The organism is Streptomyces sp. NPDC002868, assembly GCF_055563295.1.
In genome coordinates, this window is the sequence record NZ_JBVHDR010000002.1 from 839,328 (window position 1) to 858,211 (window position 18,884).

The 18,884-nt window shown below is 66.3% G+C and carries 12 protein-coding genes; 1 reads left to right on the top strand and 11 read right to left on the bottom strand.

Going from position 1 to position 18,884, the window contains the following annotated elements:
* Positions 1-309 (bottom strand): 30S ribosomal protein S10, encoded by a 309-nt coding sequence (gene rpsJ, locus ACZ3H8_RS09805; RefSeq protein ID WP_003948644.1) that lies wholly within the window; start codon positions 307-309, stop codon positions 1-3.
* 563 nt (positions 310-872) lie between these two features.
* Between rpsJ and ACZ3H8_RS09810 the strand changes: the two genes are divergently transcribed.
* Entirely contained in the window at positions 873-2,969 is a 2,097-nt protein-coding gene (locus ACZ3H8_RS09810) for a PIG-L family deacetylase (protein WP_467399552.1), read from the top strand.
* Positions 2,970-3,066: 97 nt separating this feature from the next.
* Here ACZ3H8_RS09810 and tuf read toward each other — a convergent pair whose 3' ends face one another.
* The 10 genes from tuf to rplA all read right to left on the bottom strand — a co-directional run bounded on the left by tuf (position 3,067) and on the right by rplA (position 18,864).
* Positions 3,067-4,260 (bottom strand): elongation factor Tu, encoded by a 1,194-nt coding sequence (gene tuf, locus ACZ3H8_RS09815; protein WP_307661685.1) that lies wholly within the window; start codon positions 4,258-4,260, stop codon positions 3,067-3,069.
* Positions 4,261-4,413: 153 nt separating this feature from the next.
* Positions 4,414-6,540, bottom strand: coding sequence for an elongation factor G (gene fusA / locus ACZ3H8_RS09820; RefSeq protein ID WP_467399556.1), 2,127 nt, complete (start codon positions 6,538-6,540; stop codon positions 4,414-4,416).
* Positions 6,541-6,578: 38 nt separating this feature from the next.
* Entirely contained in the window at positions 6,579-7,049 is a 471-nt protein-coding gene (gene rpsG, locus ACZ3H8_RS09825; protein ID WP_147987673.1) for a 30S ribosomal protein S7, read from the bottom strand.
* Between the two features lie 2 nt (positions 7,050-7,051).
* Complete coding sequence (gene rpsL / locus ACZ3H8_RS09830; protein ID WP_003948652.1) at positions 7,052-7,423, bottom strand: 30S ribosomal protein S12; 372 nt, start codon at positions 7,421-7,423, stop codon at positions 7,052-7,054.
* 319 nt (positions 7,424-7,742) lie between these two features.
* Positions 7,743-11,663: a DNA-directed RNA polymerase subunit beta' gene (locus ACZ3H8_RS09835; protein ID WP_467399558.1), complete on the bottom strand. Its 3,921-nt coding sequence runs from the start codon at positions 11,661-11,663 to the stop codon at positions 7,743-7,745.
* A 97-nt stretch (positions 11,664-11,760) separates the two neighbouring features.
* Positions 11,761-15,243 (bottom strand): DNA-directed RNA polymerase subunit beta, encoded by a 3,483-nt coding sequence (gene rpoB / locus ACZ3H8_RS09840; RefSeq protein ID WP_467399561.1) that lies wholly within the window; start codon positions 15,241-15,243, stop codon positions 11,761-11,763.
* 540 nt (positions 15,244-15,783) lie between these two features.
* Positions 15,784-16,167: a 50S ribosomal protein L7/L12 gene (rplL, locus tag ACZ3H8_RS09845; RefSeq protein WP_142214215.1), complete on the bottom strand. Its 384-nt coding sequence runs from the start codon at positions 16,165-16,167 to the stop codon at positions 15,784-15,786.
* A gap of 112 nt (positions 16,168-16,279) precedes the next feature.
* Positions 16,280-16,810 (bottom strand): 50S ribosomal protein L10, encoded by a 531-nt coding sequence (rplJ, locus tag ACZ3H8_RS09850; protein ID WP_307661690.1) that lies wholly within the window; start codon positions 16,808-16,810, stop codon positions 16,280-16,282.
* Between the two features lie 258 nt (positions 16,811-17,068).
* Positions 17,069-18,004 (bottom strand): SCO4651 family lipoprotein, encoded by a 936-nt coding sequence (locus ACZ3H8_RS09855; RefSeq protein ID WP_467399563.1) that lies wholly within the window; start codon positions 18,002-18,004, stop codon positions 17,069-17,071.
* Between the two features lie 137 nt (positions 18,005-18,141).
* A complete protein-coding gene (rplA, locus tag ACZ3H8_RS09860) occupies positions 18,142-18,864 on the bottom strand; it encodes a 50S ribosomal protein L1 (RefSeq protein ID WP_307661692.1) in 723 nt (240 codons plus the stop codon).
* Between the last annotated feature and the right edge of the window lie 20 nt (positions 18,865-18,884).

The window sequence follows — 18,884 nt, forward strand, 5'->3', positions numbered from 1 at the left end:
TCAGAGCTTGATCTCGATGTCAACGCCGGCCGGAAGGTCCAGGCGCATCAGCGAGTCAACGGTCTTGGGCGTCGGGTCGAGGATGTCGATCAGGCGCTTGTGCGTGCGCATCTCGAAGTGCTCGCGCGAGTCCTTGTACTTGTGCGGCGACTTGATGACGCAGTACACGTTCTTCTCAGTGGGCAGCGGCACCGGGCCCGCGACCGACGCACCAGTTCGGGTCACCGTCTCGACGATCTTCTTCGCCGATGAGTCGATGACCTCGTGGTCGTAGGCCTTGAGCCGGATGCGGATCTTCTGTCCCGCCATGGCTACTCAGTAGTCCTGTCTCTAGAAACGCTCTGGAACTCGGCCGGTCCTGCGATCTTCTCCGACCCCCGCGGTCGGGCGTGTCGCACTCCCTCTACGTAGATCTCCCGAAGGATTTCCCAGCCAAGGGGGTGCGGGCCGAAGACCACGCGTCGGGGGAAGAACACCCACCGAGTGCCTGGCTGGTACCCCGCTGACACTTCCCGGAAGATTCCCGTACGTCCGCTCCAGCGCTGCCTTACGGCAGATGGGGCGACGAGTACTGTGGGACTCGCTTCCGGTCCTCCCGGCGGGAGGCGCGCAACATCGGCAACTCAACCGAGCAACCTGGTCAGTGTGCCATAGGGGGCACACCCCGCGCCAATCGCAGCCGGAGAGAGTACCCCACCGCTCCGCCTCACGCACAAGCTTCCGACAGTGAAGCAACCTCGCGTGTCACTCAGCCGTCTTGTTGACCGCGGAACGGCTCTGACCAGCAGCCCGTCCGCCATTGCCTGAGATCGACAGTACGCAGCACGGGGGGCCTTTCTGCCCGCTGCGGGGGAGCGGACGGAGCACGACAGATGAACAACGCGCCTGCCCGGGGGACGGCTGCCGCGCGCCCCGGCGGCCCGAGCAGACGCCATGTGGTCACCGCCACAACCGTCCTCGCCGCCGCCGTGGCCCTCAGCTCCTGCTCCGTACCCGCCCCGCGGCGCTCCACCCCCGCCGCGGACCCCGCGCCGGGCATGCCGATCGCCAGCTCGCGGCGGGCGCAGGCGATGCAGATACTGGCCCATCCGGATGACGATCTGTACTTCATGAACCCCGACACCCAGCGGATGCTGGACGCCGGGGTTCCGCTGGTCTGCATATATGTCACCGCGGGTGAGCACGACGGCAAGAACCACATACCCGGGGACTGGGACGTCCCCGCGGACCGGCCCGCCTACTCCGCCGCCCGCCACCAGGGCCTGCGACAGGCCTACGCGGCCCTGCTCGGGCTCGACAGGTTCGCCGGCTGGACCAAGGATGTCGCCTCGCTGCAGGGCGGCCACCGGGCCGAGATCAACACCCTCACCAACGGCCGCGCCACGGTCGAGCTGATCTTCCTCAACCTCCCCATGCACACCACTCGCCGCTACATGGCCCTCCCCAGCCTGTGGCGGGACCGCTCGCTCGGCCTCAACACCGTTGTCGCCGCGGGCTCTCCGCTGCGCGGGACAGTTTCGTACGACTACGACGAGCTCATCGACGTACTCGTCGGGCTCATGGAGCAGTACCGGCCGACCGTGATCCAGACCCTGGACCCCGATCCCGACGTCCAGCACAGCGACGAGGCGACCCGTAAGAAGGACAGCGAACAGCGCGGCTACTCGGATCACGCCGACCACACCGCCGTCGCGTTGTTCAGCTGGGCCGCGATGGTCCGCTGGGTCGCCCGTGCGACGAAGGACAGCGGTGAGGTGCCCGGCTTCGTCGCCACCGCCTTCCGCGGCTACTACAACCGCCACTGGCCGAAGAACCTCCCGGCCGCGGTGCTCCGGGAGAAGGCCGCGGCCCTCGTCCCGTACGGCGGCAGCCCGGACTGGGATTGCGGCAACACGGCCGGCTGCGGCGACTACAACGTCGGCGGCATCCGCCCGCTCAAGAACAAGAAGGGCTGGGTCCGCGCCACTCACCACCGCTACCCCGGCCCCCGCGCCACCGTCGCCACCGAGGCGTCCGGCCGGCTGGTCGCCTACGGCGTGCTCGGGCTGCGTGCGGTCCGCTGGCGGGAGACCAGGCCCGGCAGCGGCCAGTGGGGCGCCCCGGACGACCTCGGCGGCGGCCCGCTCGCGCCCGCCCTCGGCGCGGCCACCCTCAAGGACGGCCGTCAGCTGCTGTTCGCGCTGCGCTTCGCCGCCCTCGACGGCCACGGCGGCCCCAACCAGCGCGAGGTCGTCCTGCTGGAGCAGGGCTCCCCCGGCGGCGAGTTCCTCGCCTGGAACGGTCTGGGCAACCCCGAGCGGGACGACGACCGCGGCCGCCGCATCGGCGTCCCGGTGGCGGTGGCGGCCCCCGACGGCCGGGTCCACCTCTTCGTCCGCAATGCCGACAAGGGCATCAGCACCCGGGTCCGCGACAGGGCCGGGCGCTGGGACCGCTGGCGCGACCTCGGCGGAGCGGAGATCCAGGACGGTCTGTCCACGGTCGTGGACAGTGCCGGCCGGGTCCATGTCTTCGGCTCCGGCCGCGAGAGCGTGCACCACTGGACGCAGGACACCATGGGCCTGCCGCTCACCTTCCGCCCGGACAGCCGGCTGCCGGTCCCCGGGGGCCCGCTCGCCCCGGTGCTGACCGACGACGGTGGCATCGAGCTGTACTACCGCAAGCCGACGGACTCGGTGGTGCTGGCCGTACGCACCGGCGGCGCGCCCGCCCGGCCCCGCAAGGAAGGCTTCGACGGCTACGGCCCACTCAGCGCGTCCGCGGCCCCCGGCGGCCTCGTACTGCTCGGCAAGGACACCCGCGGCCGGATCCAACTCCGCACCCGCAGAGGGCTTCTGACGCGCGCTCATGGCATCGCGGCGCTGGACGCGCCCGGCCTCCATGTAGGCCACTCCGGCGCCGCCGTCGTGGGCCTGGGGGCCGACGCGCACCCCTGGACCTGGTTGCCCGAGGCGGGAACGGCCGGCTGAGACCGGCAAGACGCGAACCAGACGCGAACAAGGGCCCCGCACCGATGGTGCGGGGCCCTTGCTGATGCTCCAGGGAGCAACCAGATCAGATCAGCAATTACTTGTTGATCTTGATGACCTGGCCGGCGCCGACGGTCCGGCCACCCTCACGGATGGCGAACTTCAGGCCCTCCTCCATGGCGACCGGCTGAATCAGCGAGACCGTCATGGTGGTGTTGTCGCCCGGCATGACCATCTCGGTGCCCTCGGGGAGGGTCACAACGCCGGTCACGTCCGTGGTACGGAAGTAGAACTGCGGGCGGTAGTTGTTGAAGAAGGGGGTGTGACGACCACCCTCGTCCTTCGACAGGATGTAGGCCTGGGCCTCGAACTCGGTGTGCGGCGTGACCGAACCGGGCTTGATGATGACCTGGCCGCGCTCGACGTCCTCGCGCTTGATGCCACGGAGGAGCAGACCGACGTTCTCACCGGCCTGGCCCTCGTCGAGCAGCTTGCGGAACATCTCGATGCCGGTGACCGTGGTGGTGGTCTTCTCGGTCTTGATACCGACGATGTCGACGGTCTCGTTGACCTTGAGGACACCACGCTCGATACGACCGGTGACGACGGTGCCACGACCGGTGATCGTGAAGACGTCCTCGATCGGCATCAGGAACGGCTTGTCGACGTCACGCTCGGGCTGCGGGATCGCCTCGTCGACGGCGGCCATCAGGTTCAGGACCGACTGGCCCCACTCCTTGTCGCCCTCGAGAGCCTTGAGCGCCGAGACGCGCACGACCGGGAGGTCGTCGCCCGGGAACTCGTACTCGGAGAGGAGCTCACGAACCTCGAGCTCGACGAGCTCCATGATCTCCTCGTCGTCCACCATGTCGGCCTTGTTCAGGGCGACAACGATGTACGGGACGCCGACCTGGCGGGCCAGGAGCACGTGCTCCTTGGTCTGCGGCATCGGGCCGTCGGTGGCGGCGACCACGAGGATGGCGCCGTCCATCTGCGCCGCACCCGTGATCATGTTCTTGATGTAGTCCGCGTGACCCGGGCAGTCGACGTGCGCGTAGTGACGCGACTCCGTCTGGTACTCGACGTGCGCGATGGAGATGGTGATACCGCGCTGGCGCTCCTCAGGAGCCTTGTCGATCTGGTCGAAGGCCGAGGCCTCGTTCAGGTCCGGGTACGCGTCATGCAGCACCTTGGTAATGGCGGCCGTGAGGGTCGTCTTACCGTGGTCGATGTGACCGATGGTGCCGATGTTGACGTGCGGCTTAGTCCGCTCGAACTTCGCCTTCGCCACTGGGGTCCTCCTGTGGAGTGGTTCTGTACGCCTTACTCATCGGCGCCAGGTGATCTTTGCTGGGATGCCGGGGCCCGGGGCATTCCATCCGGGATTCGGATGGAATGCCCCAGCAGGCTCCGGTGACAAGCCTAAAGCGTGTACTCGGGAGAGTTACTCGCCCTTGGCCTTCGCGATGATCTCCTCGGCGACGTTCCGCGGAACCTCGGCGTAGGAGTCGAACTGCATCGAGTAGCTTGCGCGACCCGAGGTCTTGCTGCGGAGGTCTCCGACGTAGCCGAACATCTCCGACAGCGGAACCAGGCCCTTGACGACCCGGGCACCGCTGCGCTCCTCCATGGCCTGAATCTGGCCACGGCGGGAGTTGAGGTCGCCGATGACATCGCCCATGTAGTCCTCGGGCGTGGTGACCTCGACGGCCATCATCGGCTCGAGAAGCACGGGGGACGCCTTGCGAGCACCCTCCTTGAACGCCTGCGAACCGGCGATCTTGAACGCGAGTTCGGAGGAGTCGACCTCGTGGTAGCCACCGTCGAGAAGGGTGACGCGGACGCCCACCATCTCGTAACCGGCCAGGATGCCGAACTGCATGGCTTCCTGCGCGCCCGCGTCCACCGAGGGGATGTACTCACGGGGGATGCGGCCACCGGTGACCTTGTTCACGAACTCGTAGGTCGCGTCGCCGCCCTCGATGGGCTCCAGCGCGATCTGCACCTTCGCGAACTGACCGGTACCACCGGTCTGCTTCTTGTGCGTGTAGTCGATACGCTCGACGGTCTTGCGGATCGTCTCGCGGTACGCGACCTGCGGCTTGCCGACGTTCGCCTCGACGCGGAACTCGCGCCGCATACGGTCGACGAGCACCTCGAGGTGAAGCTCGCCCATACCACCGATGATGGTCTGGCCGGTCTCCTCGTCGGAGTGGACCTGGAAGGAAGGGTCCTCCTCCGCGAGACGCTGGATGGCGACACCCAGCTTCTCCTGGTCACCCTTGGACTTGGGCTCGATCGCGACCTGGATGACCGGCGCCGGGAAGTCCATGGACTCCAGGATCACCGGGTTCTTGTCGTCGCACAGCGTCTCACCGGTGGTGGTCTGCTTCAGGCCCATGACGGCGACGATGTCGCCGGCGCCCACCGACTCGATCTCCTCACGCTTGTTCGCGTGCATACGGTAGATCTTGCCGATGCGCTCCTTCTTGCCCTTGGTGGGGTTCAGCACAGCGGTGCCGGACTCCAGGCGACCCGAGTAGACCCGGATGAAGGTGAGCTTGCCCAGGTGCGGGTCGCTCGCGATCTTGAAGGCGAGAGCGGCCAGCGGCTCGTCGTCGGACGGCTTGCGCGTGATGACCTTCTCCGCGTCCTTCACGTCGTGGCCATCAATGCCTTCGACGTCCAGGGGGGAGGGGAGGTAGCGCACAACCGCGTCGAGCAGGGGCTGCACGCCCTTGTTCTTGAACGCGGTACCGCAGAAGACGGGGGTGACGGTGGTGCCGCCGCCCTTGCCGGACGCGATGGTGATACGACGGATCGCGGCGTACAGCTGCTCCTCGGTGGGCTCGACGCCCTCCAGGTACAGCTCCATGACCTCTTCGTCGTTCTCCGCCACGGTCTCGACCAGCTTGCCGCGCCACTCCTCGGCAGCCTCGGTGTGCGTGGCCGGGATGTCGACGACGTCGTACATCTCGCCCTTGGTGGCCTCGGCGGACCAGACAAGAGCCTTCATACGAACGAGGTCGACGACGCCCTTGAAGTCCGCCTCGGCACCGATCGGCAGCTGCATCACGATCGGGGTCGCGCCGAGGCGGTCCACGATCATGTCGACGCAGCGGTGGAACTCCGCGCCGGTGCGGTCGAGCTTGTTGACGAAGCAGATACGCGGAACGCCGTAGCGGTCCGCCTGGCGCCACACAGTCTCGGACTGGGGCTCAACGCCGGCGACACCGTCGAACACCGTGACGGCACCGTCGAGCACGCGGAGCGAACGCTCCACCTCGACCGTGAAGTCGACGTGACCCGGGGTGTCGATGATGTTGATGGTGTGATCGACGTCCTCGAGCGGCCAGTGACAGGTCGTCGCGGCGGACGTGATCGTGATGCCGCGCTCCTGCTCCTGCTCCATCCAGTCCATCGTGGCAGCGCCGTCGTGGACCTCACCGATCTTGTAGCTCACACCGGTGTAAAACAGGATGCGCTCGGTGGTCGTCGTCTTGCCCGCGTCGATGTGGGCCATGATCCCAATATTGCGGACCTTGGCCAGGTCAAGCGAAGTGGTGGCCATAAGGCTCAATCTTCTCTCGGTCTCGATGTGGGTAGCGACTACCAGCGGTAGTGCGCGAAGGCCTTGTTGGACTCGGCCATCTTGTGCGTGTCCTCACGCTTCTTGACCGAAGCGCCGAGGCCGTTGGAGGCGTCGAGCAGTTCGTTCATGAGGCGCTCGGTCATGGTCTTCTCGCGGCGGGCGCGGGAGTAACCCACGACCCAGCGGAGCGCGAGGGTGGCGGCGCGACCGGGCTTGACCTCGATCGGCACCTGGTAGGTGGCGCCACCGACACGGCGGGACTTGACCTCGAGAGACGGCTTGACGTTCTCGAGAGCGCGCTTCAGCGTGATGACCGGGTCAGCGCCGGTCTTCTCGCGGAGGCCTTCCATGGCGCCGTAGACGATCCGCTCGGCAGTGGAACGCTTGCCGTTGAGCAGGATCTTGTTGATCAGCGACGTGACAAGAGGAGAACCGTAGACCGGGTCGATGATGACCGGGCGCTTCGGGGCGGGGCCCTTACGAGGCATTCTTACTTCTCCTTCTTGGCGCCGTAGCGGCTGCGGGCCTGCTTGCGGTTCTTGACACCCTGGGTGTCGAGGGAACCGCGGATGATCTTGTAGCGAACACCCGGCAGGTCCTTCACACGGCCACCACGCACGAGCACGATGGAGTGCTCCTGCAGGTTGTGTCCCTCACCCGGAATGTAGGCCGTGACCTCGATGCCGGAGGTCAGACGCACACGCGCGACCTTCCGCAGGGCCGAGTTCGGCTTCTTCGGGGTGGTCGTGAACACACGCGTGCAGACACCACGACGCTGAGGGGAACCCTCGAGGGCGGGCGTCTTGTTCTTCTCGACCTTGTCCTGCCGGCCCTTCCGGACCAGCTGCTGGATCGTAGGCACTACTTCTCCGGTTTCTGTGTGCCGTTCGTGAAGCTAACCTGGAACGTCGCCGACCCACGCGGTCGGGTGTGTCGAATACTGCAGGCTCCCGCCGCAAGGCAGAGAGAGCGCAGATTACGGTGGCCGATTCTTCAGACTCGCCATGCGGTTGAGGACACGCACACGAGCCCAGGCACACCCCAGGCACAAGGACAGAGCGTACCTACCGCATCGGCTGCGGTCAAAACAAATGCACACGCGCAGGACACACCAGGCTGCAACATACGGCACAGGGCGGCCATCCCGCGAGGGATGGCCGCCCTGTGGTCGTTGCTATCGCTTACTGGTTGTACGGACCGTAGTCGTAGTCCTCCAGCGGAACGGCCTGGCCGGAGCCGGTGCCGAACGGCGAGTAGTCGATGTCGTCGTAGCCGACGGCCGAGTACATCGCGGCCTTGGCCTCCTCGGTGGGCTCCACCCGGATGTTGCGGTAACGGGACAAGCCCGTACCGGCCGGGATGAGCTTACCGATGATGACGTTCTCCTTGAGGCCGATCAGGGAGTCCGACTTGGCGTTGATCGCCGCGTCGGTCAGAACCCTGGTCGTCTCCTGGAAGGACGCCGCCGACAGCCACGACTCGGTGGCGAGCGAGGCCTTGGTGATACCCATCAGCTGCGGACGGCCGGAGGCGGGGTGACCGCCCTCGGTGACCACACGACGGTTCTCGGTCTCGAACTTCGAGCGCTCGACAAGCTCGCCCGGCAGCAGCTCCGCGTCGCCGGACTCGATGATCGTCACGCGGCGCAGCATCTGCCGGATGATGATCTCGATGTGCTTGTCGTGGATCGACACACCCTGCGAGTTGTAGACCTTCTGGACCTCGCCGACCAGGTGGACCTGGACCGCGCGCTGACCGAGGATCCGCAGCACGTCGTGCGGGTTGGTGGCACCCACGGTGAGCTTCTGGCCCACCTCGACGTGGTCGCCCTCGCCCACCAGCAGACGGGCACGCTTCGAGATCGGGAAGGGCGTCTCGTCGCTGCCGTCGTCGGGGGTGACGACGAGCTTCTTGGTCTTCTCGGTCTCCTCGATACGGACGCGGCCTGCCGCTTCCGAGATCGGGGCGACGCCCTTGGGCGTACGAGCCTCGAAGAGCTCGACGACACGGGGCAGACCCTGGGTGATGTCGTCACCGGCCACACCACCGGTGTGGAAGGTACGCATCGTCAGCTGGGTACCGGGCTCACCGATGGACTGGGCGGCGATGATGCCGACCGCCTCACCGATGTCCACCAGCTTGCCGGTGGCGAGCGAACGGCCGTAGCAGTACGCACACGTGCCGACCGCGGACTCACAGGTCAGGACCGAACGGGTCTTGACCTCCTCGACGCCCGCGGCGACGACCGCGTCGATGAGCACATCGCCCAGGTCGACATTGGCCGGCGCGATGACCTTGCCGTCGACGACGACGTCCTCGGCGAGCATCCGCGCGTACACGGACGTCTCGACGTCCTCCGCCTTGCGCAGCACACCGTCGGCGCCGCGCTCGGCGATCCGCAGCTTGAGGCCGCGGTCGGTGCCACAGTCCTCTTCGCGGATGATGACGTCCTGCGAGACGTCCACCAGACGACGGGTCAGGTAACCCGAGTCGGCGGTACGCAGGGCGGTGTCGGCCAGACCCTTACGGGCACCGTGCGTGGAGATGAAGTACTCCAGCACGGACAGACCCTCGCGGAACGACGCCTTAATCGGCCGCGGGATGGTCTCGTTCTTGGCGTTGGACACCAGACCACGCATACCGGCGATCTGACGCATCTGCATCATGTTTCCACGAGCACCCGAGTTGACCATCATGAAGATGGGGTTGGTCTTCGGGAAGTTCTCGTTCATGGCCTCGGCAACCTCGTTGGTCGCCTTGGTCCAGATCGCGATGAGCTCCTGGGTGCGCTCGTCCTTGGTGATCAGACCGCGCTCGTACTGCTTCTGGACCTTCTCGTCCTGCGCCTCGTAGCCCGCGACGATCGCCTTCTTGGCCTCGGGGACCACGACGTCGGAGATGGCCACGGTGACACCGGAACGGGTCGCCCAGTAGAAGCCGGCCGCCTTCAGGTTGTCGAGCGTCGCCGCCACGATGACCTTGGGGTAGCGCTCGGCCAGATCGTTGACGATCTCGGAGAGCTGCTTCTTGCCCACCGAGTAGTCGACGAAGGGGTAGTCCTCGGGCAGCAGCTCGTTGAAGAGCGCGCGGCCCAGAGTCGTACGCAGCCGGAAGCTGTCACCCTGCTGCCACTCACCAGCGGAGCCGCTGATGTCCGCAACACCCTGCTCGGCGACCGGGGGAACCCAGCCGCGCGGCGGAATGGTGCCGACGGGGAAGCGGATGTCGACCTTCGCCTGGAGCGAGAGCTCGCGGGCGTCGAACGCCATGATCGCCTCGGCCGTGGAGCCGAAGGACCGGCCCTCGCCGATGACCTTGCGCTCTTCCTCGTCGGTCGTGAGGAAGAACAGGCCCAGCACCATGTCCTGGGTCGGCATGGTGACCGGACGGCCGTCGGCCGGCTTGAGGATGTTGTTCGAGGACAGCATCAGGATGCGGGCCTCGGCCTGCGCCTCCGCGGAGAGCGGCAGGTGGACGGCCATCTGGTCACCGTCGAAGTCCGCGTTGAACGCGGTGCAGACGAGCGGGTGGATCTGGATGGCCTTGCCCTCGACCAGCTGCGGCTCGAAGGCCTGGATGCCGAGGCGGTGCAGCGTCGGCGCACGGTTCAGCAGAACCGGGTGCTCGGCGATGACCTCTTCCAGCACGTCGTACACGACCGTGCGGCCGCGCTCGACCATGCGCTTCGCCGACTTGATGTTCTGCGCGTGGTTCAGATCGACCAGACGCTTCATCACGAACGGCTTGAAGAGCTCCAGCGCCATGGCCTTCGGCAGACCGCACTGGTGCAGCTTGAGCTGCGGGCCGACGACGATGACGGAACGGGCCGAGTAGTCGACTCGCTTACCGAGCAGGTTCTGACGGAAACGACCCTGCTTGCCCTTGAGCATGTCGCTCAGGGACTTCAGCGGGCGGTTACCGGGACCGGTCACCGGGCGACCACGGCGGCCGTTGTCGAACAGCGCGTCGACGGCCTCCTGCAGCATCCGCTTCTCGTTGTTCACGATGATCTCGGGGGCACCGAGGTCAAGGAGACGCTTGAGGCGGTTGTTGCGGTTGATCACACGGCGGTACAGGTCGTTCAGGTCGGAGGTCGCGAAGCGGCCACCGTCCAGCTGCACCATCGGACGCAGGTCCGGCGGGATGACCGGCACGCAGTCGAGCACCATGCCCTTGGGGCTGTTGCTGGTCTGCAGGAACGCGGAGACGACCTTGAGGCGCTTGAGCGCACGGGTCTTCTTCTGGCCCTTGCCGGTACGGATGATCTCGCGGAGACGCTCGGCCTCCTCCTCGAGGTCGAAGGACTCCAGGCGCTTCTGCAGCGCCGCGGCACCCATCGAGCCGTCGAAGTACGTGCCGAAGCGGTCACGCAGCTCGCGGTAGAGCAGCTCGTCGCCCTCCAGGTCCTGGACCTTGAGGTTCTTGAAGCGGTTCCACACCTCGTCGAGGCGGTCGATCTCGCGCTGCGCACGGTCACGCAGCTGCTTCATCTCACGCTCGGCGCCTTCGCGCACCTTGCGGCGCACGTCGGCCTTGGCGCCCTCGGCCTCGAGCTCGGCCAGGTCGGTCTCGAGCTTCTTGGCGCGGGCCTCGAGGTCGGCGTCGCGGCGGTTCTCGACCTGCTGGCGCTCGACGGAGACATGCGCCTCCAGCGAGGGCAGGTCGCGCGTACGGCGCTCCTCGTCCACGAACGTGATCATGTAAGCGGCGAAGTAGATGACCTTCTCGAGGTCCTTCGGCGCGAGGTCGAGCAGGTAGCCAAGGCGCGACGGGACGCCCTTGAAGTACCAGATGTGCGTGACAGGCGCGGCCAGCTCAATGTGGCCCATCCGCTCACGGCGCACCTTGGCGCGGGTGACTTCGACGCCACAGCGCTCACAGATGATGCCCTTGAAGCGGACACGCTTGTACTTACCGCAGTAGCACTCCCAGTCCCGGGTCGGACCGAAGATCTTCTCGCAGAAGAGTCCGTCCTTCTCGGGCTTGAGCGTGCGGTAGTTGATGGTCTCCGGCTTCTTGACCTCGCCGTGCGACCACTGTCGGATGTCGTCCGCGGTGGCCAGGCCGATCCGCAGCTCGTCGAAGAAGTTGACGTCGAGCACTTGTCGTCAATCCCTCTTTCGGGGTCGTGTCTCAATCATGGTCTGTACGGGTCCGGGGCAGGGCCGGGACCTCACGAGGAGGTCCCGGCCAGACCCGTCAGACCTCTTCGACGCTGCTCGGCTCGCGCCGGGACAGGTCGATACCGAGTTCCTCCGCAGCGCGGAAGACGTCCTCGTCCGTGTCGCGCATCTCGATGGACATGCCGTCCGAGGACAGCACCTCCACGTTGAGGCAGAGCGACTGCATTTCCTTGATGAGCACCTTGAAGGACTCGGGAATGCCGGGCTCGGGGATGTTCTCGCCCTTGACGATGGCCTCGTAGACCTTCACGCGGCCGGTGACGTCGTCGGACTTGATGGTCAGCAGCTCCTGGAGGGCGTAAGCGGCGCCATAAGCCTCCAGCGCCCACACCTCCATCTCACCGAATCGCTGGCCACCGAACTGGGCCTTACCACCCAGCGGCTGCTGGGTGATCATCGAGTACGGACCGGTCGAGCGGGCGTGCAGCTTGTCGTCGACCAGGTGGTGGAGCTTGAGGATGTACATGTACCCGATCGAGATCGGGTCCGGGAACGGCTCACCGGAGCGGCCGTCGAACAGGTTGGCCTTGCCGGACGGCTGCACCATCCGGTTGCCGTCGCGGTTCGGGATCGTGGACTCGAAGAGACCGGCGATCTCGTCCTCGCGGGCACCGTCGAAGACCGGGGTGGCGACATTCGTACCGGGCTGGACCTCGTCCGCGCCGATGGTCTTGAGCCGCTCCATCCACTCCTCGCTGCCCTCGACCTTCCAGCCCTGGCTGGCGAGCCAGCCGAGGTGGATCTCGAGGACCTGTCCCGGGTTCATTCGGGACGGGACACCCAGCGGGTTGAGGATGATGTCGACCGGGGTGCCGTCCTCCAGGAACGGCATGTCCTCGATCGGCAGGATCTTCGAGATGACGCCCTTATTGCCGTGACGGCCGGCGAGCTTGTCACCATCAGTGATCTTGCGCTTCTGCGCGACGTAGACGCGAACCAGCTGGTTCACGCCCGGCGGCAGCTCGTCGCCCTCCTCGCGGTCGAAGACGCGTACGCCGATGACCTTGCCGGTCTCGCCGTGCGGCACCTTCAGCGAGGTGTCACGGACCTCACGCGCCTTCTCACCGAAGATCGCGCGGAGCAGCCGCTCTTCCGGGGTCAGCTCGGTCTCGCCCTTGGGCGTGACCTTGCCGACCAGGATGTCACCGGCGACGACCTCGGCGCCGATGCGGATGATGCCGCGCTCGTCGAGGTCGGCGAGGACCTCCTCGGAGACGTTCGGGATGTCCCGGGTGATCTCCTCGGGGCCGAGCTTGGTGTCACGGGCGTCGACCTCGTGCTCCTCGATGTGGATCGAGGAGAGGACGTCGTCCTGCACGAGGCGCTGCGACAGGATGATCGCGTCCTCGTAGTTGTGACCCTCCCACGGCATGAACGCGACCAGCAGGTTCTTGCCGAGCGCCATCTCGCCCTGCTCGGTGGCCGGACCGTCGGCGAGGACCTGGCCCTCGACGACCCGGGAGCCCTCGTCCACGACAACCTTCTGGTTGACCGAGGTGCCCTGGTTCGACCGGGAGAACTTGGCGATGCGGTACGTGGTGTACGTGCCGTCGTCGTTGGCGACGGTGATGTAGTCCGCGGAGACCTCCTGGACAACACCTTCCTTCTCCGCCTTGATGACGTCACCGGCGTCGACCGCGCAGCGGTACTCCATGCCGGTGCCGACCAGCGGCGCCTCGGCCGTGATCAGCGGAACGGCCTGGCGCATCATGTTCGCGCCCATGAGGGCACGGTTGGCGTCGTCGTGCTCGAGGAACGGGATCATGGCAGTCGCGACCGACACCATCTGGCGCGGCGAGACGTCCATGTAGTCGACGTCCGTGCCGGGCACGTAGTCGACCTCGCCGCCACGGCGGCGAACCAGCACGCGGTTCTCGGCGAACCGCATGTCCTCGGTGAGCGCGGCGTTCGCCTGCGCGATAACGAACCGGTCCTCCTCGTCGGCGGTCAGGTAGTCGACCTCGTCGGTCACCTGGTCGTCGACGACCTTGCGGTACGGCGTCTCGACGAAGCCGAACGCGTTGACCCGGCCGTACGAGGCGAGCGAGCCGATCAGACCGATGTTCGGGCCTTCAGGGGTTTCGATCGGGCACATGCGGCCGTAGTGGGACGGGTGCACGTCACGGACCTCGAAGCCGGCCCGCTCACGGGAGAGACCACCCGGGCCAAGCGCCGACAGACGGCGCTTGTGGGTGAGACCCGACAGCGGGTTGTTCTGGTCCATGAACTGCGACAGCTGGCTGGTGCCGAAGAACTCCTTGATGGAGGCGACGACCGGCCGGATGTTGATCAGGGTCTGCGGCGTGATCGCCTCGACGTCCTGGGTCGTCATGCGCTCACGCACGACGCGCTCCATACGAGCCAGACCCGTGCGGACCTGGTTCTGGATGAGCTCGCCGACGTTACGCAGACGACGGTTGCCGAAGTGGTCGATGTCGTCGGTCTCGACGACGATCTGGGTGCCGCTCTCGCCGACCGTCTCGGTCTCACCGGCGTGCAGCTTGACCAGGTACTTGATGGTCGCGATGACGTCGTCGGTGGTGAGCACGCCGGCGTCCAGCGGCTCATCCGCGCCGAGCTTCTTGTTCACCTTGTAGCGGCCGACCTTGGCGAGGTCGTAGCGCTTCGGGTTGAAGTAGAGGTTCTCGAGCAGCGTCTGAGCGGCCTCGCGCGTCGGGGGCTCGCCCGGGCGCAGCTTGCGGTAGATGTCGAGCAGCGCGTCGTCCTGGCCCTGGGTGTGGTCCTTCTCCAGGGTGGCGCGCATCGACTCGTACTCGCCGAACTCCTCGAGGATCTGCTCGGTGGTCCAGCCGAGAGCCTTGAGCAGGACGGTGACGGACTGCTTGCGCTTGCGGTCGATGCGGACACCGACCATGTCGCGCTTGTCGATCTCCATCTCGAGCCAGGCACCCCGGGACGGGATGATCTTGGCCGTGAAGATGTCCTTGTCGGACGTCTTGTCGATGGAGGAGTCGAAGTAGACACCCGGCGAGCGGACCAGCTGCGACACAACGACACGCTCGGTGCCGTTGATGACGAAGGTGCCCTTGTTGGTCATGAGCGGGAAGTCACCCATGAAGACCGTCTGGGACTTGATCTCGCCGGTCTCGTTGTTGGTGAACTCGGCAGTGACGAAGAGCGGGGCAGCGTACGTGAAGTCGCGCTCCTTGCACTCGTCGATGGAGTTCTTGGGAGGCTCGAAGCGGTGGTCGCGGAAGGTCAGCGACATCGACCCGGAGAAGTCCTCGATCGGAGAGATCTCCTCGAAGATCTCCTCCAGGCCGGACTTGGTGGGGACGTCCTGTCCGCTGTCCAGAGCCGCCTCGACACGAGCCTTCCAGGCGGCATTGCCGAGCAGCCAGTCAAAGCTCTCGGTCTGCAGCGCGAGGAGGTTCGGAACCTCGAGGGGCTCCTTGATCTTTGCAAAGGAAATGCGCAGCGGGGCGGTGCTGGCGCCGTTGTTCGTATTCGCGGTCGAGGCGTTGCGCGAGGCGGCCAAGAGGGGGTCCTTCCGAGGGCTCGGACTCACTACGCGCGTACCGGTCCCATGCTGGGCACGGAGATAGAAATCCCAGGTCAGGGATGATTCAATCTACGGTGCTCATACGTGGGGATGCCCCTGGTGACGGGCAGGGGGCAGCTAACAGGCAGCGCAAAGGGTCAGTGTAGCCACTTGGCACACTGATGTCCAGTGCGGGTTTTCGAGACCCTCGTTGTTCTCAACTCCGCGACACCCTCGCGCCGTGTGGCGCACCTCGATACTGCCCGTTCGGTCGTCGATCCATGCCTCGGATACGGATCGTTGTGACGACGCGTCCTGAGAATTGCGCGCTGCGTGCGGTTCGTCAAGGCCCCCCAGCCCAAACGGGGCTACTGGGACACAGCGAGGCGTACGACGAAGATCACGATACTCGCCGCGGACGGAAGAGCAAGGCAGCCACCACGGCAACGCCGAAGGGCGACCACCCGTATGGGTGATCGCCCTTCTGCTGTGCCTTCAGCGGTCCCTTGCGGAACCATGAGTCAGAGACTCAGAAAGTCACTTGACCTCGACGGACGCGCCGGCGGCCTTGAGGGACTCGGCAGCCTTCTCGGCAGCCTCCTTGGCGACCTTCTCGAGGACCGGCTTCGGGGTGCCGTCGACGAGGTCCTTGGCCTCCTTCAGACCCAGGGAGGTCAGCTCACGCACGACCTTGATGACCTGGATCTTCTTCTCGCCGGCGCCGGTGAGGATGACGTCGAACTCGTCCTGCTCGGCCTCGGCCTCGGCCGGGGCGGCAGCGGCGCCACCAGCGGCAACGGCGACCGGGGCGGCGGCGGTGACGTCGAACTTCTCCTCGAAGGCCTTCACGAACTCGGAGAGCTCGATGAGGGTCATCTCCTCGAACTGCGCAAGCAGGTCGTCCTGGCTGAGCTTCGCCATGATGGCGGTCCTTCCACTAATTCGGCTGGTGCCGGTTGTCTGTGTCGGCGGGCGTACAACGGCCCGCTGCGACCGGCCGCACTACGCGGCGACGGTCAATGCGCGAGCCGAATTACTCGGCACCGCCCTGCTCGGCCTTCTTGGCACGAAGCGCCTCCGCGGTGCGGACGAACTTCGAGGGAAGCGCCTGGAAGAGCGCGGCAGCCTGGGACTGCTTGCCCTTCATGGCGCCCGCCAGCTTGGCGAGCAGAACCTCGCGGGACTCGAGGTCCGCAAGCTTCTTGATCTCATCAGCGGTGAGCGCCTTACCATCAAGGACACCGCCCTTGATGATGAGGTTGGGGTTGTCCTTGGCGAAGTCACGAAGACCCTTCGCCGACTCCACCGGGTCACCGGTGACGAAGGCAACCGCCGTCGGACCCGCGAACAGGTCGTCGAGCGCGTTGATCCCGGCCTCGTTGGCCGCAATCTTGGTCAGCGTGTTCTTCACCACGGCGTACTGGGCGTTCTCACCGAGCGAACGGCGCAGCTCCTTGAGCTGAGCCACGGTGAGACCCCGGTACTCGGTCAGCACGGCGGCGTTCGAGCTGCGGAACTGGTCCGCGAGCTCGGCTACCGCGGCAGCCTTGTCGGGCCTTGCCATAGAGCGTCGGCCTCCTTCCGGGTGATGAGGACCGCTCAGAAGGGGCTGGGCAAACAAAACGCCCCGGCGCAGGCGCACGGGGCGTAGCTCGACCGGAGCGAGTCCGGGAGCTTTCCACAGTCACCTGCGCAGGACGTCCGCAGCTAGCGGATCCTTCGGCCGCCGCACCCTCTTGCGAGAACACGGCAACGACCAGCGGTCTTTGGCTTCTGTGGAAGAGTACGGGAGAGGATCCCGGTCAGGCAAATCGGGCGGGCGTCAGCTCTGCCCCGCGGACTCCATGCCCTCGCCGGCCTTCTTCAGCATCTCCATGAGGTCGAAGGTGTCCCCGGCCGGCGGCGCCTGCACGGTGGCCTTGGTGCCGTAGTCCGAGTAGTTGGCGACGATCTTCACCTTGCCCTCGGGGCTGTCCATGCCGATGTCCATCTTCACCGGGTAGTTGTCCTGGTTGACCCAGACCTCGGTGTCGTACCCCTTGATGCCGGACTTCTTCATATTGGCGAGGAGGTCCTTGCGCTCCTTCTCGCTGAGCGTCTTGAGCGACTTGTTCGACGCCACCATCTCGTCGAGCGTCAGCGTGCCCTTGTAGTGCTGGGCCTCGACCCCGTCGATCTTCTCCGCGCCGATGTGCTTGAGGTTCGGCGACTCGAGCAGCATCGCGAGCTGCTGGGCCGGGTCCTGGTTCATGCTCTCCAGGCTGCCGGTCATCTGCTTCTGCAGCGCCTTGTCCCCCGACGCCTCGGCGGCGGCCCCGAGGTCGAGCTTCATCCAGCGCTTGCCGTCCATGTCCTTGGCGGCCTTGGCGCCCATGTCCATGTACATGGCGTTGCTCAGCCACACCATGCGGATCTGCTCCGGGGCGGCCGGGTCAGCCTTGAACATGGAACCCTTCATGGTCATGTCCATCAGCGTGGGGTCCCACCCCATGACTCCGGACATCTCCATGGTGCCGCCGCCCTCCACGGCGGCCGGCATCGTCATCGTCATACGGACCTTCGCCGACTTCGCGGCCGAGGTCTTCTTGTACGCCGCCGTGAGGACCTGCGTCACCGCCGCGCGGGACTGCGTCTCGGTCTTCCTGGGCGTCTCGGCGGCCTTCTTCTCCCCGTCGCCACCCTGACAGCCTGCTACGCCGACTACGACGGCCACAGCCGTCAAAGAGACGCCCGCGCGCGTCCATGCGGACATGGTCATGCCCCACCCCTTGTTGTTTGCGAACGCTTGAACGGTAACGCACGCCTACGACACAGGGACAACGAAAACCGGCCCCCGCATCTCCGAAGAGGTGCGGGGGCCGGCTCAGCACGCGAGACCCGCGGCTGCCGTCAGATTCAGGCGGCGGCCGGGTCCTCCTCGACGAGGAGGTTGCGGGTGCGGTTGGCGTCCAGCGGAATGCCGGGGCCCATCGTCGTCGTCAGGGTCGCCTTCTTGATGTAGCGGCCCTTCGCGGCGGACGGCTTCAGACGGAGGATCTCCTCCAGCGCCGCGGCGTAGTTCTCGACCAGCTTCGTCTCGTCGAAGGAGACCTTGCCGATGATGAAGTGCAGGTTCGAGTGCTTGTCGACGCGGAACTCGATCTTGCCGCCCTTGATGTCGTTCACAGCCTTGGTGACATCGGGGGTGACGGTGCCGGTCTTCGGGTTCGGCATCAGACCACGCGGACCGAGCACGCGGCCGAGGCGGCCGACCTTGCCCATGAGGTCCGGGGTGGCGACGACGGCGTCGAAGTCCAGACGGCCCTTCGCAACCTCGTCGATGAGCTCGTCGGCGCCGACGATGTCGGCGCCCGCGGCACGCGCGGCCTCGGCACGGTCACCGGTCGCGAAGACCAGGACCCGGGCGGTCTTACCGGTGCCGTGCGGAAGGTTCACGGTGCCACGGACCATCTGGTCGGCCTTGCGCGGGTCAACACCCAGACGCATGGCGACCTCGACGGTGCCGTCGAACTTGGTGGCGGCGGTGTCCTTGGCGAGACGGACGGCCTCGAGGGGGGCGTAGTTGCGCTCCCGGTCGATCTTGGCGTCCGCAGCGCGGAGAGTCTTGCTGCGCTTCACTTCTGCTCCTGTGTCGTTTC

What these genes read in the sequence shown, in the direction of transcription:
- rpsJ (WP_003948644.1), bottom strand. Translation starts at nt 309, where the DNA reads ATGGCGGGACAGAAGATCCGCATCCGGCTCAAGGCCTACGACCACGAG.
- ACZ3H8_RS09810 (WP_467399552.1), top strand. Translation starts at nt 873, where the DNA reads ATGAACAACGCGCCTGCCCGGGGGACGGCTGCCGCGCGCCCCGGCGGC.
- fusA (WP_467399556.1), bottom strand. Translation starts at nt 6,540, where the DNA reads ATGGCCACCACTTCGCTTGACCTGGCCAAGGTCCGCAATATTGGGATC.
- rpsG (WP_147987673.1), bottom strand. Translation starts at nt 7,049, where the DNA reads ATGCCTCGTAAGGGCCCCGCCCCGAAGCGCCCGGTCATCATCGACCCG.
- rplL (WP_142214215.1), bottom strand. Translation starts at nt 16,167, where the DNA reads ATGGCGAAGCTCAGCCAGGACGACCTGCTTGCGCAGTTCGAGGAGATG.
- rplJ (WP_307661690.1), bottom strand. Translation starts at nt 16,810, where the DNA reads ATGGCAAGGCCCGACAAGGCTGCCGCGGTAGCCGAGCTCGCGGACCAG.
- ACZ3H8_RS09855 (WP_467399563.1), bottom strand. Translation starts at nt 18,004, where the DNA reads ATGACCATGTCCGCATGGACGCGCGCGGGCGTCTCTTTGACGGCTGTG.